Origin of the sequence: Helcobacillus massiliensis (assembly GCF_014191425.1) — a bacterium.
Taxonomy (GTDB): domain Bacteria; phylum Actinomycetota; class Actinomycetes; order Actinomycetales; family Dermabacteraceae; genus Helcobacillus; species Helcobacillus massiliensis.
The window spans coordinates 120,997-136,337 of the sequence record NZ_JACHWP010000001.1; the positions used below are offsets into that span (position 1 = coordinate 120,997).

13 protein-coding genes are annotated in these 15,341 nt (G+C 66.7%); 8 read left to right on the plus strand and 5 right to left on the minus strand.

Annotated features, from left to right (window positions below; all coding sequences use genetic code 11):
* Positions 1 to 603: a tripartite tricarboxylate transporter TctB family protein gene (locus FHX50_RS00590; RefSeq protein WP_183373545.1), complete on the minus strand. Its 603-nt coding sequence runs from the start codon at positions 601 to 603 to the stop codon at positions 1 to 3.
* Entirely contained in the window at positions 600 to 1,598 is a 999-nt protein-coding gene (locus FHX50_RS00595) for a tripartite tricarboxylate transporter substrate binding protein (protein WP_183373546.1), read from the minus strand. Before FHX50_RS00595 ends, FHX50_RS00590 begins: the two co-directional genes overlap by 4 nt.
* Before the next feature lie 320 nt (positions 1,599 to 1,918).
* On the opposite strand from FHX50_RS00595, the gene FHX50_RS00600 reads away from it, so the two are divergent.
* Complete coding sequence (locus FHX50_RS00600) at positions 1,919 to 3,364, plus strand: mannitol dehydrogenase family protein (RefSeq protein ID WP_183373547.1); 1,446 nt, start codon at positions 1,919 to 1,921, stop codon at positions 3,362 to 3,364.
* A gap of 21 nt (positions 3,365 to 3,385) precedes the next feature.
* Here FHX50_RS00600 and FHX50_RS00605 read toward each other — a convergent pair whose 3' ends face one another.
* A complete protein-coding gene (locus FHX50_RS00605; protein ID WP_183373548.1) occupies positions 3,386 to 4,447 on the minus strand; it encodes a helix-turn-helix domain-containing protein in 1,062 nt (353 codons plus the stop codon).
* 108 nt (positions 4,448 to 4,555) lie between these two features.
* Positions 4,556 to 5,560 (minus strand): LacI family DNA-binding transcriptional regulator, encoded by a 1,005-nt coding sequence (locus FHX50_RS00610; RefSeq protein ID WP_221187069.1) that lies wholly within the window; start codon positions 5,558 to 5,560, stop codon positions 4,556 to 4,558.
* 142 nt (positions 5,561 to 5,702) lie between these two features.
* Between FHX50_RS00610 and FHX50_RS00615 the strand changes: the two genes are divergently transcribed.
* From FHX50_RS00615 to FHX50_RS00645, 7 genes are all read left to right on the plus strand, one after another.
* Positions 5,703 to 7,199, plus strand: coding sequence for a sugar porter family MFS transporter (locus tag FHX50_RS00615; protein ID WP_183373550.1), 1,497 nt, complete (start codon positions 5,703 to 5,705; stop codon positions 7,197 to 7,199).
* Between the two features lie 18 nt (positions 7,200 to 7,217).
* Positions 7,218 to 7,919: an L-ribulose-5-phosphate 4-epimerase gene (locus FHX50_RS00620; RefSeq protein ID WP_183373551.1), complete on the plus strand. Its 702-nt coding sequence runs from the start codon at positions 7,218 to 7,220 to the stop codon at positions 7,917 to 7,919.
* A gap of 33 nt (positions 7,920 to 7,952) precedes the next feature.
* The gene (gene araA / locus FHX50_RS00625; protein ID WP_183373552.1) at positions 7,953 to 9,464 is read left to right on the plus strand and encodes an L-arabinose isomerase; all 1,512 of its coding nucleotides are present in this window, start codon (positions 7,953 to 7,955) and stop codon (positions 9,462 to 9,464) included.
* Positions 9,465 to 9,542: 78 nt separating this feature from the next.
* Positions 9,543 to 11,195 carry a xylulokinase gene (locus FHX50_RS00630; RefSeq protein ID WP_183373553.1) on the plus strand — a complete coding sequence of 551 codons (1,653 nt, stop codon included), beginning with the start codon at positions 9,543 to 9,545 and terminating at the stop codon, positions 11,193 to 11,195.
* A gap of 454 nt (positions 11,196 to 11,649) precedes the next feature.
* Entirely contained in the window at positions 11,650 to 11,940 is a 291-nt protein-coding gene (locus FHX50_RS12410) for an FAD-binding protein (RefSeq protein WP_183375216.1), read from the plus strand.
* Positions 11,941 to 11,967: 27 nt separating this feature from the next.
* Positions 11,968 to 12,702 (plus strand): DUF981 family protein, encoded by a 735-nt coding sequence (locus FHX50_RS00640; RefSeq protein WP_183373554.1) that lies wholly within the window; start codon positions 11,968 to 11,970, stop codon positions 12,700 to 12,702.
* Positions 12,703 to 13,013: 311 nt separating this feature from the next.
* The gene (locus tag FHX50_RS00645; protein ID WP_183373555.1) at positions 13,014 to 14,492 is read left to right on the plus strand and encodes a sodium:solute symporter family transporter; all 1,479 of its coding nucleotides are present in this window, start codon (positions 13,014 to 13,016) and stop codon (positions 14,490 to 14,492) included.
* Between the two features lie 95 nt (positions 14,493 to 14,587).
* Here FHX50_RS00645 and FHX50_RS00650 read toward each other — a convergent pair whose 3' ends face one another.
* On the minus strand, positions 14,588 to 15,319 hold the full coding sequence (locus FHX50_RS00650; RefSeq protein WP_183373556.1) for a CBS domain-containing protein: 732 nt from the start codon (positions 15,317 to 15,319) through the stop codon (positions 14,588 to 14,590).
* Between the last annotated feature and the right edge of the window lie 22 nt (positions 15,320 to 15,341).

Genomic DNA, 15,341 nt, shown 5'->3' on the forward strand with positions numbered 1-15,341 from the left:
TCAGAGCCCTCCCAGCAGGCCCGAGGGGAGGTTCAGGCCGAGGATCATGTCGAAGAAGATGTAGGCGGCTGAGGACACCGTGAGGCCGATGACCGCATCGCGAAGTGCGTGCCGGGAGCCGAACGCTCTGGTCACGCACCAGAACAGGGCGCCGGCGGCGAGGATCCAGCCGAGGGGCTTCAGCAGCACTGCGAACAGTGCGAACGCCACCGTGATCCACAGGAACGGGGCGAGGCGGAACCCAGGCGCGGCGAGCGCCTCCTCGTTCAGAACCGGCTGGTCGGCGGTGCGCAGGCGCTCACCGGGCAGGGGAACTTCGCCCAGTCCGCGGGTGTCGCGAGGGAGGACGAGTTCGGATTCGCCGTGCCTGTGCTCGCGCACGGTGGCGGCGATCTGCACACCGGACAGCACCAGCAGCGCCCCCGCCACGATGGTGGGCAGGAACTGCGGCCCGGGGAACGTGGCGTTGGAGGGGACCTCCATGGTGAGGATGCCGATGATCAGCATGACGGCGAACAGGATCATCACGGCCGGAACGAGGAGCTGGCCGATGAGGCGCTTGGGGGAGGCGGGCGCGTGCCGCAGCTGGCTGGTTCTGCTCATGCCATCTCCTTGTACAGGGCGGTGATGCGGTCGGTCTGGTCGGTGAGGAACTGGTGCAGCTCTTCGCCCTGGCGGAAGGCGGGCGCCCACGCGTAGTCCTTCATCGCCTGCTGCCATTCGGCGGTCTCATAGGTCTCCTGCACCACGGCTTCGAGGTCGGAGACGATCCCGGAGTCGAGGCCCGCCGGGGCGGAGACGGAGCGCCAGTTGGTGAGGGTGACGTCGAAGTCCTGCTCCACGGTGGTGGGGATGTCGATGCCGTCCACCGGCTCTTCGGCGACGAGGGCGAGCGCGCGCACGCGGCCGGATTCGATCTGGTCGATGGAGTCCGGCAGGCCGCTGACGGCTGCGCCGGCGGTGCCGTTCAGTAGTGCGGCCATGGCTTCGCCGCCTCCGTCGGAGGAGATGTAGTTGACGTCCGTGCCGCGCAGCCCGGCTTTGAGGGCGAGGTCGGTGACCACGAGCTGGTCGAAGGAGCCGCCGCCGGTGAAGGGGAGGGCGCCGGGCTTCGCCGTCCACGCCTTCGCCAGGTCCTCGAGGCTCTGGTGCGGGGAATCGGCGGGCACGAGGATGACATCGAACTCCTCCACGAGGGTGGCGAGGTTGGTGATGTCGGGCAGTTTCGTGGGGGAGTCGTACTGGATGGTGGCGGCGAGGAGGCCGGTGCCGCCCACGAGCATGGTGTGCGCATCGCCGGTGAGGCTGCCGACGTTGCCGAGGGCGATGGTGCCGCCGGCTCCGGGCATGTTCACCACTTGGGTGTTGTTGATGATGGAGTTCGCCCGCTGGGCGTGCTGCATGGTGCGGGCGACTGCGTCCCAGCCGCCGCCGGCTGCTGCGGGCGCGATGATGGTGAGGGCGGAGCGGACGTCGTCGCCGGTGCTGCCGGAGGTGAACGATCCGTAGGCGGCGGTGCCGATCGTGCCTGCGGCGACCAGCCCGCCGACACCGCGCAGCAGTGTGCGACGGGTGGGGGTGGGAGCGGGTGAGCTCATGGTCTCTCCTGGGGATGGGGTGCGGGGGGCCGACGGGTGCTGCCGCGCGTCGGTGCGCGGCGGGGGAGCCCGGTCGAGTCCCGGCGGAAGGGAATGACGAGCATCGTATATCGATGCGCAACGGTGTTGCGAACTGGGTCACAGGATGAGTGTCGGGCCGAGCGCCGCGGCCCAGGGCCTTCGTTCCCTGGTGCAGGCCAGTGCCGAGGAATACAGTGGCGGTATGCCCGCCGGCCCCGTCGGCGGGGAGGCTGCGGCGGTGCCGGGCACGGCCTCGTCGCTGCGGCGCAGAGTCGCGCCGCGATGGAGAGGAGACAGCTGTGACCGCCCTGACTCGCGAGAACCTTCAGGCCCGCACTCGCCGCGTGGGGGTGTCCTCCACGGCCGGTAGGGCCCGGCCGATCCGCATCGTTCACCTGGGCGCCGGTGCGTTCTTCCGCGCCCATGTCGCCTGGGCCACCGACCACGCCGACCCGGAGGGCGAATGGGGCATCGCCGCGTTCACGGGCCGCTCCCCGAAGCAGGCGAACATCCTCACCGACCAGGACGGCCTGTTCACCCTGCTGATCCGCGGCGACCAGGGGGACGACGCGGAGATCATCTCGTCGGTCTCCGCCGCGCATGACGGCGCCGACATCGACGCCCTCACCCGCCTGCTCGCCGACCCGGAGGTGGCGGTGGTGACGGTGACGATCACCCGCGACGGCTACCCCCTCACCGCCGACGACGCCCTGGACACCGAGGACGACCGGGTGGTGGCGGACCTGACGGCGCTGGCCGACGGATCCGCAGCGCCCGCCGGGCCGCTGGCGCGCCTCGTGCTGGGCCTGCAGGCCCGCATGGACGCCGGCGCCGGCCCGATCGCGGTAGTGCCGTGCGATTCGATCACGAACAGCGGCCCCGTCACGCGCGAGGCGGTCCTCACCTATGCGCGCGCCCGCTCCGGCGAGCTCGCCGACTGGATCAGCCAGAACGTCTCCTTCTGCTCCACCTCGGTGGATCGCACCACCCCGCCCGCCACCGATGAGGACGTACAGGAGGTGCAGGCGGTGACGGGTCTGCGCGACGCCGCGCCGGCGGTGTGCGAACCGTTCTTCTCCTGGATCATCGAGGGTGACTTCCCGGCGGGCCGGCCCGCGTGGGAGAAGGCCGGGGCCGTGTTCACCGACGACTTGGGTCCGTTCGAACGCCTGCGCGAATGGCTGCACGACGGCGCCGGCATCCTGATGGCGAACCTCGGTCAGCAGCTCGGCTGCGAGTCCCCGGCGGACGCGATGGCCGATGACTTCGTGCACCGCGCGATCAAGCAGTGGTGGAACGAGGCGGAGCGGCACCTGCCGGCGAGCGTGGATGCGCAGGCGTACCGGCATGCGCTCGCGGACAGGTACGAGAACAGCCGCATCGACCCGGCGCTCGCGGACATGGCGGTGGACTCCCTGCAGAAGCTGAAGGACCGGATCGTGCCGGTGGCGCTGCTGGAGCTGCGCGCCGGCCGGCTCCCGGAGGGGGCACTGACGGCGATCGCCGCGTGGGTGGAGCGCTGGCTGACGGGCTCGGCGGACCCGGATGCCCAGTCCGACCGCATTGAGCGGGCCCTCGCCGGGGTGGATGGGCAGTTCACCTCGGATGTGGACTGGGAGACCGATGCGGAATCAGCGGCGGAGAAGGTGCGGGTGCTTCTGCAGCTGCTGTCGCCGGAGCTGGCGGCGAACCGTCGCGTGGTCGATCATGTGCGCGCTGAGGTGGCGTCCGAACTGAACGGGTGAGCGGGACCCGTCGGCCGCCCGTCAGGACGCGACGGGCAGTTCGATGGTGTCGACGTCCACGTCGAGCATCCACGCGAGCGTGGTGGGCGGCAGCATGCCCTGCAGCACCTGCTGCAGGTGGGCGTTGATCAGCCACCGGGGGAACGTGCGGGCGGAGGAGGCGATGAGCAGGTCCGTCAACGGAAGGCCCTTCTTCTCCGCGCGTGCGGAGCGCTTGCCGCGGTCGGCTTCGGTGCGGTCCGCTTCGGACTGCAGGCGGAACAGGTCACTGGTGCTCATGGCGAGGTTGCGGCGCACCCGCTTCGGGGTGCGGATCCGCAGCTGCTCGAGGCGGGTGCCGAGCGCCCGCGTGGGCACGCCCCAACGGCGGAGGATGCGGCAGAGAGCGGCGCGGGAGATGCTGTTCCAATCGATGGAGCGCAGTTCGTTCTCCGGCATGAGCAGCTCATCCGCCACGGAGATGACGTCCTGGTCGGTGGGGTTGTCGCGGCCCACGGCGGCCATGGCGAGGTGCATGGCGATGTCCACGTTGGACTGGGTCCAGTCGGCGCTGGTGGGGATGGCGATGATGATGCGGCCCTCCACATCGAGGTGGTGGGGGCGCATGAGTTCGCGGGCGCGGATCACGTCCACGCCGATCTGACCGAGGCGGTTGTCGAGCGCTTCGAGGAACTGAGGGCCCAGGCCCACGCGCAGTTCGTGCGGAGTGCGCGGCAGCGGCGGCGTGGGGTGGATGGTGCCGGACTGGGTGTAGGCATGGCGCAGCTGGTCGAGGAAGACCTCGTCGTCCTCGAACCGGGGCAGCTTCGTGTTCTGCGGGTTCGGCTGGCCGCGCCATTCACGGCGGTCGGACCTGTCACCGGTCACGAGGTGGCGGAGGTCCGCGCCGAGGAAGTCGGCGATGCGCACCAGCTCCGAGGAGGTGAAGGCGCGCTTGTCGTTCACCGAGCGGGACAGAGCATCCGGTGTCATGTCCACGGAGGCGGCGGTGACCTTCTGCGTCACCTGGGCGGCGCGGATGGCGTCACGGACCCTGCTGCCGATCGTTCCGCCGTGTTCTGTGGTGCGCCCAGAGCTGCTCATGGTCCCAGCATACGAAGCGCAGGTGACGGGCAGGTGAACTCCGGTGTCGGCCAGGGCGTGGAGCAGCGTGATTTTCGTCCTGGTCAAGAATGCGCCGGACTGGCGATTTCAGGAGGAAGTTTTGTTGCGGTGGACCTGGACGGATGAACGCTGTACCAAGGTGGCAGAAATCGTTCGCCGCGGACCGGGCTCAACCCCCTCGATGCCGGCGCTCAGGACTTCCATACAGGCACGTCCAAGTTCCTTGAAGGGCTGCCGAACCGTCGTCAGCGCCGGCCGTTGGTAGGGAGCGCTCGGGATGTCGTCGAACCCTACTATCGAGATGTCTTCTGGGATGGAAATCCCTGCATCTTTGAGCCCGGCCGCGACACCTATCGCGATCAAGTCGTTGGCGCAGAACACCGCTTCGGGAAGCGCGCCTTCGGTGATGAGTAGAGCGGCCGCTTCGTAGCCAGCTTGTGCGCTCCAGTCACCGGTGTGCTCAGTGGCTGGTGGCAGACCATGCTTGGCTAAGGTTTCAAGCCAGCTTCTACGGCGCTGTGTCGCGTCGAGCCAGGTTGGGGGGCCCGCGATATGGGCAATGGTTCTGTGGCCGGTCGCAATTAGGTGCTCTACCGCCTTGCGAGCTCCGTCCCGCTGGTCCACGCATACTTCATGCATTCCGTCCAGCGGCCTTGGGCTGTCGGCGACAACGACCATGGGGACCCGGGCAGCGGTTCGCTGAAGCTCTCGGACGAGTTGTTCCTGTGGAGCAATGACGACGATGCCTTCCACTGAGTGGTTGAGGAGCATCGATACCACGGACCCCAACTCCTTCGGGTCGGCACTTCGAACTGCGGCCTGGATCGCGGCATAACCCGATTCATGGGCGGCACTCTGCACGGAGAGCGCGGTCTCAGCTGGTCCATGAAAATCGGAGTTGGCGACGATAACCCCGATGAGCCTGCTGCGATGAGTCGCGAGAGTGCGAGCGGCCAGGTTCCGCTGATAGCCCAACTCGGCGATCGCTTGCTCGACTTTTTCGCGAGTGCTCGCTCTGACCATGTTCGGCGCGTTCAGCACACGAGAGACCGTTTGGTGAGAAACACCTGCGAGCTTGGCGACGTCAACCATCCCGGGCGGGCGTACTTGCTTCGGCATTGTCCTCCGATAGGCGGCTGAGGTCATCTACTAGCGGGACCATTCTGCCTGGAACGAGGAGGTCCAATCCTTACAGCGAGCCAGGGACCGAAGTGGCGGGCCTTGCCACTCCAAAATGTTAGCGCTAACATTATTGTGCTCGACTGATTCGAAGTCGAGCGACGTCAACGGCGACATCAGGGCAAGAGCCCGGTCAGGAGCGCGAGTGGGCCAGCAACAGCGGAAGATCCCCGCCAAGTTCATCTACTTCTTCGGCGCCTTCGGAGGGATCCTCTTCGGGTACGACATCGGTGTGATGACCGGTGCCCTGCCATTCCTCCAGTCGGACTGGCAGCTACACGGCGATGCGGTTGCAATCGGATGGATCACGTCGTCCCTCATGCTTGGAGCGATCATGGGAGGCGCGCTCTCTGGCATGGTTGCCGATCGGCTAGGGCGCCGAAAGTCGATCCTGATCGCTGCAGCGATATTCGTGGTCGGATCGATCCTTTCTGGAGCGGTGCCGAATGCCGGAGGGGTGCTACTGCTATGCCTAGTCCGGATGCTTCTTGGAATGGCGGTAGGTGCAGCATCAGCCCTCGTGCCGGCCTATATGTCTGAAATGGCACCGGCTGGTCTGCGCGGCCGCCTCTCCGGGCTCAACCAGACGATGATCGTCTCCGGCATGCTGCTCTCGTACATCGTGGACTTCCTGCTGAAGGACTTGCCACAGCAATGGGCATGGCGGACCATGCTCTCCATGGCGGCCGTGCCCGCGGTAATCCTCTACCTCGGCGTCAAGCGCCTGCCGGAGTCGCCGCGCTTCCTGGTCCGCAAGGGCCGGATCGACGAGGCGCGCCACGTGCTCACCATGATCCGTCCGGCGGACGCCGTGGACGCCGAATTGGCGGAGATCCGCGAGACCGCCGAAGTGGAGCACAACGCCTCGAGCCGCACCACCTGGGCGAGCCTGATGAGCTCCCGCTACCGCTGGCTCGTCATCGCCGGCGTGGGCGTGGCCGCCTTCCAGCAGTTTCAGGGCGCGAATGCCATTTTCTACTACATCCCCCTCATCGTGGAGCAGGCCAGCGGTACCTCCGCTAGCAACGCGCTGATGTGGCCCATCATCCAGGGAGTAATCCTGGTGCTCGGCTCGCTGGTGTTCTTGGTTATCGCCGACCGCTTCAAGCGGCGCACCCTGCTGGCCGTCGGCGGCACCGTCATGGGGGTCTCGTTCATCCTGCCCGCCGTTATCAGCTGGATCGCCCCGGGCGCCGACCCGATGCTGATCGTGGTATTCCTGTCGATCTACGTGGCGTTCTATTCCTTCACTTGGGCGCCCCTGACCTGGGTCATCGTTGGCGAGATCTTCCCGCTCGCCATCCGTGGGCGCGGCGCCGGCCTCGCCTCGTCCTTTAACTGGCTGGGGTCCTTCGCCGTCGGCCTGCTGTTCCCGCTGATGACGATGGCGATGCCGCAGCCCGTGGTGTTCGCGATCTTCGGTGCGATCTGCCTGCTGGGCGTCGTCTTCGTGCGCACCGTGGTTCCCGAAACCGCCGGACGCACGCTCGAGGAGATCGAGGAGGCGGCCGCCCATCGCCGCAGCGCTCCCGTTCCCGCCCTCACCCACTGACCCAAGGAGACCAACCCCATGACCCTCGTTCTGCACGACCTTCCCGCCGATGTCCAGTCCGCGGTCGCGGCCGCGCGGCAGCGCGTGAGCGATCTGCACGCCGAACTGCCCCGCAACGGACTGGTGGTATGGACGGCCGGCAACGTGTCCGAGCGCGTCGCCGGTGCGGACCTCTTCGTGATCAAACCGTCCGGCGTGTCCTACGACGAGCTGTCCCCGGAATCGATGGTGGTCTGCACCCTCGAGGGCGAGAAGATCGCCGACGGCACCCCCGAGCACCTCAAGCCGTCGTCAGACACCGCTGCGCACGCCTACGTCTACCGCCACATGGAGTACGTGGGTGGGGTGGTCCACACCCACTCCACCTACGCCGTGGCGTGGGCGACCGTGGGGGAGCCCATCCCCTGCGTCACCACGATGGCGGCCGATGAATTCGGCGGAGAGATCCCGATCGGCCCCTTCGCGATCATCGGCGACGACTCCATCGGCCAGGGGGTTGTGGAGACGCTGCGCGACTCCCGCTCCCCGGCGGTTCTTATGCAGAACCACGGCCCGTTCACCATCGGACGGGACGCGAAGGCGGCCGTGAAAGCGGCGGTCATGGTCGAGGAGGTTGCCCGCTCGGTGACCATCGCCCGCCAGCTCGGCACGCCCATCGACATCCCCGGCGACACCATCGCCGCGCTCAACGACCGCTACCAGAACGTCTACGGGCAGTGACCCGGAGCACGAGCCCGACCAGAGGAGACACCAATGAATAACCCATTTGAGAACCGCCGGATCTGGTTCCTAACCGGCAGTCAAGGCCTCTACGGCCCCGAGACGCTGAGGCAGGTCGCCGAGCAGTCCGCGAATGTCGCGCAGATGCTCGACGCCGCCGACTCGATACCCGTGGCCATCGAGCACAAGCCCGTTTTGACCGACCGCGACTCCATCCGCCGCCTTGCCCTCGAGGCCAACGCCGACGACTCGTGCGTGGGTGTGATCGTCTGGATGCACACCTTCTCTCCGGCGAAGATGTGGATCGTGGGCCTGGACGCGTTGGACAAGCCGCTCCTGCACTTCCATACGCAGGCCGGCCAGTCCCTCCCGTGGGACTCCATCGACATGGACTTCATGAACCTCAACCAGGCCGCGCACGGCGACCGCGAGTTCGGGTACATCGCGACCCGCCTCGGCGTGAACCGTACTACCGTGGTGGGCCATGCCTCCGACCCGGCGGTCACCGCCCGTATCGGAACCTGGGCCCGCGCCGCCACCGGCTGGGCCGAGATGCGCTCCATGCGCGTGTGCCGTTTCGGCGACAACATGCGCAACGTCGCCGTCACCGAGGGCGATAAGACCGAGGCGGAGCTGCGCCTCGGCGTCTCCGTCAACACCTGGGCCGTCAACGACCTCGTCGCCGCTGTGGACGCCGTGGCAGAGTCCGACGTCGACGCGCTGCTCGCGGAGTACAACGAGCTATATGACGTGGCTCCTGAGCTCGGGGACGTCGGTGAGCGCCGCGAGTCCCTGCGCTACGGCGCCCGCCAGGAGATCGCCATCCGCCGCTTTCTGGAGGAGGGCGGCTTCACCGCCTTCACCACGAACTTCGAGGACCTCGGCGGCCTCCGGCAGCTGCCCGGCCTCGCGGTGCAGCGGCTGATGGCCGATGGGTACGGCTTCGGCGCCGAGGGCGACTGGAAGACCGCGGTGCTGGTGCGCACGGCGAAGGTGATGTCCTACGGCCTCGGCGGTGGAGCTTCCCTGATGGAGGACTATACCTACGAGATGACACCGGGCAGGGAGAAGATCCTCGGCGCACACATGCTCGAGGTCTGCCCGAGCCTGACCTCGGCGAAGCCCTCCCTGGAAATCCACCCGCTGAGTATTGGCGACCGCGAGGACCCGGTGCGACTGCGCTTCACCGCCGAACCGGAGGAGAACGGTCTGGTCGTGGCGCTGATGGACATGCGCACCCGATTCCGGATGGTCGCCAACCGCGTCCGCGTGGTGGAGCCCGATGCGCCTCTGCCGAATCTCCCGGTGGCTTGCGCCGTCTGGGAGCCGCAGCCCAGCTTCGCCGTCTCGGCGGAGTGCTGGCTGACCGCTGGTGGCGCTCACCATACTGTGATGACCACGAAACTCGACCTTGAAGCCTTCGAGGACCTCGCCGAGATGGCTGGTGTAGAGCTGGCCGTCATCGACAAGGACACCACGACGCGGGGCTTCCGCCGCGAGCTCCAGTTGGCGCAGGTGGTCCATCACCTGTCCGACGGACTCTGATCCCGTGCGCCGCGGGCCCCAGCGGCCCGCGGTGCCGTGCTGCCCGACCGCCCCTGCCCCCCACATCGGAGGAACCTTATGTCCGACCATTCACCCTCAGTACAGTCCGGCTCCGCGAGCACCGCGTCGGCCGCGACGCAGCAGGCCGTCCAAGAGGGCCGGGTTTGGCTGGGCCTCGAACTCGGTTCGACCCGCATCAAGGCCGTCCTGATCGACGACCGCGGCGAGGTGGCGGGCAACGGGGCGTTCGACTGGGAGAATGCCATGGTCGACGGCATCTGGACCTACGACCTCGACCACCTGTGGGAAGGTGTGCAGACCTGCTTCGCTGAGCTGTGCGGCGATGTCAGGAAGCGCACCGGCGAGCAACTGAGGTCCCTCGCGGGCCTCGGTGTCTCCGCCATGATGCACGGCTACCTCGCTTTTGACGAGGACGAGCAGCTCCTCGTGCCGTTCCGCACTTGGCGCAATACCTTTACCACCACGGCTAGTGCGCTGCTGAGCGAGCGCTTCGGCCTCAACATTCCGCTGCGGTGGAGCGTTTCCCATCTGATGCACGCCGCCCTTCAGAACGAGGAGCACGTGGATCGGGTTCGCTTCCTGACCACGCTCGCCGGGTACGTGCACTGGCAGCTGTCGGGCCGGAAGGTCCTGGGAGTGGGTGACGCGTCCGGCATGTTCCCCGTGGATGCGCAGACCGGTCAGTACGATGCGGAGCGCCTGGATCTGTTCGACCGCATGGGGGACGTCAGCGCCTACTCGTGGAGGTTGAGGGACCTGTTGCCGGAGATCCTCACCGCAGGGGAGGACGCAGGCCGTCTCACCGACGAGGGTGCGCTTCTCCTGGACCCGTCGGGCGGCCTGCGGGCGGGGTCGCTGATGGCGCCGCCGGAAGGCGATGCGGGTACCGGCATGGTCGCCACCAACAGCATCAGGCCGGGCACGGGCAACGTCTCCGCCGGCACCAGCGCGTTCGCGATGGTGGTGCTGGACGATGCTCTGGCGACCGCCCGCAAGGAGATCGACATTGTCGCCACCCCGTCCGGTGACCCGGTGGCTATGATCCACACGAACAACTGCACTGGGGACCTCAATGCCTGGGTGGGGGTGTTCCGCCGATTTGCTGAGCTCCTCGACGGCTCCGTGGATTCCACCGGGCTGTACCACCTGCTGTTCACCGAAGGTATGACCGCCCCCGCAGACGCTGCGGACATCCTGGTGTACAACTACATGTCCGGTGAGCACCAGACGAACGTTCCCGCCGGCCGACCGCTGATGGTGCGGGGCCAGGGTTCCGAGCTGAGCCTCGCCTCGTTCATGCGCGCCCAGCTGTACGGCGCATTCGGTGCCCTCGCCTCGGGAATGCGGGTACTGCTCACTGAGGAGCAGGTTCGCCTGGACCGCATGTTCGCCCACGGCGGCATCTTCCTGACCGCCGGCGTTGCCCAGCAGGTACTGGCCGATGCGATCGGTGCGTCCGTCGCGGTGGGCGAGACCGCCGGTGAGGGCGGTGCATGGGGCATGGCCGTCCTGGCCGCGTTCGCCCACGCCCGCACCGAGGGTGTTGCGGATGCGCAGTCGCTGGAGCGCTTCCTCGATGAGCGGGTCTTCGCGGACTTCCCCTTGGTGACGGTGGATCCGGACCCCGAGGGAGCCGCGGGGTACTCCGCCTGGCTGGACCGGTACCGCGCCGGCCTGTCCGTGGAGCGCCTCGCAGCGGAGGTTCTCTGACCCCTGTCCTCGGCTGCGGCCGAGTGGAATAGTGGGGCACTATTGGCCTGCTCCCCGCTCATGGTTCCGCTGCTGATCCCCATCCCGGAGCGGTCCCGTCCGCTTCGGCACGGGCCTAGCGGCAGCGCTCGCCGCGCACAAGTAGGGCCTCAGCGTGGTGGTCGTGGAGAAGACGGCAACCGTCGGCGGCTCTATCGCCGCGCCGGCGGGCAGCTCGGGTTCATGGAGCAGGCGTGGTGGTTCCTGTCGGTCGCGCCCGCCGTACCGCTGCCGGCGGCGTGGTACGACGCCGGGGTCGTCCCCCGCGCCGGCACCCCGACGACCTCGAAACCGCGATCGGTGTAGACACTGTCGCGCTGCGCAGAACGAACGAGGGGGTCAACCGGCTCGCCGCCGCAGGGAACGATGAAGACTTCGGCCGGGGCCGCAGCACTTATGAGGCGATCCCACAAACATCCCGAACCCGTGCCTGCCGCCGCTGGAGGGCGGGCAGTTTACGGTGAAGATCGTGGTCTCGGATCTCGGCTCCTGCAGCAGCGCGATGACAGATGCGCAGGGCCGTGGCCTCACCGAAGCGGGTGAACCGATTCGGTGCCTACATGCGCAGGGTAACGCCGCCGCGAACATCTTCGGCGAGGTCTACCCGGGTGCTGGTGCCACCATGGCGCCTGGTCTGGTGGGGGCATCTGAATCGTGGCCTACGACTGGACGGACCCTGGGCCAGATTTGGACAACTCAACTTTAAACTACATACGAGCGTACGGTTGGTTGCATGATCATTTACAACACCATCATGGCGCTGGCCGTAGGTGCAGCGTTGCTGACTTTGATCCAGTTCGGGCGTACCGTGCTTACGGGGGAGCCGAATCCCACGGGGACCATCGCAGGGAGGGCGTCGCTCGATGGCTACTCGCTAATCTTCGGCATCCTCGGGGTGATCCTGACCGTCACTGGGCTTCACATGACCCTGACCTGGCCTTTGAACGCGCTCCCGTTTGACAACATCATCTTCGGGGAGCCGTCGCTGGCGTTCGGTCTCCTGCTGCTGGCCGCTTCCTTCTACATCTGGAGTCGTCGAAGTGAATTGGCGGAAATGCCGGACCCCGGTGTGCATCTGGCGCAGGTGCTCGGTCCGTTCCGTTTTTGGTTTATCGGCTTGGGCCTCGCCCTGATCGCAGTGTTCTTCGTGGGCAACATTTTCCAACTGTTCGCCGCCCCGCCGCACGAGCCGATCAGCGGTGCGTTTGCCCAGTGGCCTTGGCTCGAAGCATTCATCATCTCTGGCCTGTACGGCATCAACGGCCTCGCCCTCGTTTTGTTGCCAACGGCGCTCAAGAGCACCGCCTCCCAGTCTCCGGACAGCGGTGCTGTGCGTCCCAGCGGTCTGCTCAGAGCTGTTGGCTGGATGCTCGCCGTCCCCGGTGTGTTCTGGCTGCTGTTCGGGGCGCTTAATTACTACACGCACGTAGGCATGATCTCCAATGAAATCGAAATGGGGCTCAGGTGAGCGGAGCGGCAAGCAGCCGAGCTCATCTCCTGAGCTTCATTTGCTGAGGGCCCAGTCAGCCCGGGATCGAGCAACTCGGTGACTTGGGTAGTCCCTTGTGGCGAATAGTCGAACCATCTTTACCGAGGCAGGGAGATGATCCGGGGCCTTTAGGGGCGGGGCCTTATCGGCGGGTGTGATCATTCCGGAGCGCGGTGGATGCGGCCAAGCTTGGCCCGCAGACATTGGGAGTCCACCGATTGGTCAGTTGCCCCGCGCGGGTGACCTGTGTCTCAATGGGGGTCCCGTGTTGTCTCCGTGAGGATCCCGCCGTGCAGCTGCTCGACATCGCCGTCATCGTTCTGTACCTCCTTGCCACCGCCTGGCTCGGCCTGAAGCTGTCCGGCAAGCAGACGGGTGTGCGCGACTACTTCCTCGGCAGCCGTGACCTGCCGTGGTGGGCTGTGTGCCTGTCTGTGGTGGCGACGGAGACGAGCGCCCTGACGGTCATCGGCATCCCGGTGATGAGCTACCTCGGGAACATCTCCTACCTGCAGCTGGGGCTCGGCTACATCCTCGGGCGCGTCATTGTGGCGGCCCTGCTGCTGCCGCGCTACTACGACGGTGAGATGGTCACCGCCTACGCCTACCTCGGCAAACGGTTCGGTGAGTCCACGCAGGCCACCGCGGGGATCACGTTCATGGTGACCCGTCTGCTGGCCGACGGGGTCCGCGTCCTCGCCGCGGCGATCCCGCTGAAGGTGATCCTCGACGGGCTGGGAGTGCACGCCAGCTACTTCGTGATCATCGTGGTGCTGGCTCTGGTCACGATCCTGTACACGTTCATCGGCGGCATCCGGGCCGTGGTCTGGGTGGATGTGGCGCAGATGCTGCTGTACGTGGTGGGCGGCATCATCGCACTGGTGGTGGTGACGTCGGCGATCGGCGGCTCGTGGCTGACTGACGCGATCGCCGAGGGCAAGACCCAGCTGCTGGTGCTGGAGGGGAGCCCGATCTCCGGTGCGGATTCGCTGATCCCGTCGCTGATCGGCGGCACCGTGTTCGCGATGGCGTCTCACGGCTCGGACCAGCTGGTGGTGCAGCGCCTGCTGGCGTGCTGCACGAAGGCGGAGGCACAGAAGGCGCTGATCGCATCGGGCGTGGTCGTGGTGGTGCAGTTCGCGGTGTTCCTCGCCGTGGGCCTCGCCCTGTGGGGCTACTACCAGCAGAAGTCGCCGGCCGAGCTGGGGCTGACCCGGGATGACGAGATCTTCCCGCACTTCATCATCGAGGGACTGCCGGCGGGGCTGTCGGGTCTGCTGCTGGCAGGAATCCTGGCGGCGGCGATGTCGACTCTGTCGTCGTCCCTGTCGGCGCTGTCGTCCTCGACGGTGACGGATGTGGTGGCCCGGTTCCGGCGGGATCCGCTGACGGAGGAGCAGGGCCTGCGTGTGGGCCGGTGGGCCACGATCGCGTGGGGTGTCGCGTTCATCCTCCCGGCCACGGTGTTCACCTCGGACGAGGGCAGCATCGTGATCCTCGCGCTCGGCATCGCAGGGATTACGTACGGAGGCCTGCTGGGCGCGTTCATCTTCGGGATCGTGAACAAGCGTGCCCGCGCGGCCGACGCGAACATCGCGTTCGCCGTCGCGGTCGCAGTGAACGCGTTCTTCTTCGTGATGGAGAAGTACGTTGTGGGCGACGTGTGGGTAGCGTGGCAGTGGTACCCGCTGCTGGGCGTGCTCGTCACCTTCGCCGTGGGCGGGCTGCTGTCGCTACGGCGAGTTGCAGATGTCGGCACGGGAGCGTGACGCTGACCTTCGGACGGGCGTCGAACATGTCGGAGTGGTTGAGCAGCAGGATCGGCGGGACCGAGGCACTCTGATGAGGCGGCTCGGGCAGATGATCAGCTCAGTGAAAAACTGAGGGTGTGCAGGATGCGTGGGATCTCGAACGACGTGACGATCCCCTGCAAGGCTCCTCGATCTGTGCCGTCTGTCGTCACCAGAATCGGACGCGAAGCATCCGATTTTGCCATGTCCTCACATGCCTCCAAGGGCGAAGCAGTGGGCTTGCGGAAGATCGGTCGCTCATGCTCTTCGGCGCATTTCAGGACATCGGCGACGGTCGCGCTCGGGGCGTTGAGGAGCAGTTCGTCGTCGAGGAGCGTGCGAGAAAGCCACCGAGCCATAGCGTTCGTCGTAAAGAGACCTGTGTAGGTGGAGCCGTCGTAAACGGGAGCCTGGGAGAAGTTACGCTCAACGATGAGATGAGCTGCGGCCGCGAGCGGGTCGTCTGGCGCAAGCGTCAATGGTGTCTGGGCGAAGTCCTTGATGGGCGTCGGGCTCCGGATTTGGTCCCGAATACGTTCGATGGCATCCACGGTGTCTTGACGCGGAGCAGCAATAGCCTCCCCGCCGCGCGTTGCGGAATGCTGGAGAACGTTCCTGAGGCTGATCAGAACATCCAGGGTGTCCCAGTTGTGGCTGACGACAGGCTGTCGCCGCTTTCGTGCTTCGTGGAGCGCCGCCCCGAAGCCAGTAAAGTTTGTGCGATATTTCTTGCCAAGTTCAACCTTGATTTCCTCGGTTGCCTGAATGAATCGCTCGTATCGTGCGGCCGCTGCGTTGTCCGGCATTGTTCTTTCGTGTGGGTTAGGC

Excerpts from the sequence above, each read along its gene's own strand:
- FHX50_RS00590 (WP_183373545.1), bottom strand. The coding sequence starts at position 603 with ATGAGCAGAACCAGCCAGCTGCGGCACGCGCCCGCCTCCCCCAAGCGC.
- FHX50_RS00595 (WP_183373546.1), bottom strand. The coding sequence starts at position 1,598 with ATGAGCTCACCCGCTCCCACCCCCACCCGTCGCACACTGCTGCGCGGT.
- FHX50_RS00605 (WP_183373548.1), bottom strand. The coding sequence starts at position 4,447 with ATGAGCAGCTCTGGGCGCACCACAGAACACGGCGGAACGATCGGCAGC.
- FHX50_RS00610 (WP_221187069.1), bottom strand. The coding sequence starts at position 5,560 with ATGGTTGACGTCGCCAAGCTCGCAGGTGTTTCTCACCAAACGGTCTCT.
- FHX50_RS00615 (WP_183373550.1), top strand. The coding sequence starts at position 5,703 with ATGTTAGCGCTAACATTATTGTGCTCGACTGATTCGAAGTCGAGCGAC.
- FHX50_RS00620 (WP_183373551.1), top strand. The coding sequence starts at position 7,218 with ATGACCCTCGTTCTGCACGACCTTCCCGCCGATGTCCAGTCCGCGGTC.
- araA (WP_183373552.1), top strand. The coding sequence starts at position 7,953 with ATGAATAACCCATTTGAGAACCGCCGGATCTGGTTCCTAACCGGCAGT.
- FHX50_RS00630 (WP_183373553.1), top strand. The coding sequence starts at position 9,543 with ATGTCCGACCATTCACCCTCAGTACAGTCCGGCTCCGCGAGCACCGCG.
- FHX50_RS00640 (WP_183373554.1), top strand. The coding sequence starts at position 11,968 with ATGATCATTTACAACACCATCATGGCGCTGGCCGTAGGTGCAGCGTTG.
- FHX50_RS00650 (WP_183373556.1), bottom strand. The coding sequence starts at position 15,319 with ATGCCGGACAACGCAGCGGCCGCACGATACGAGCGATTCATTCAGGCA.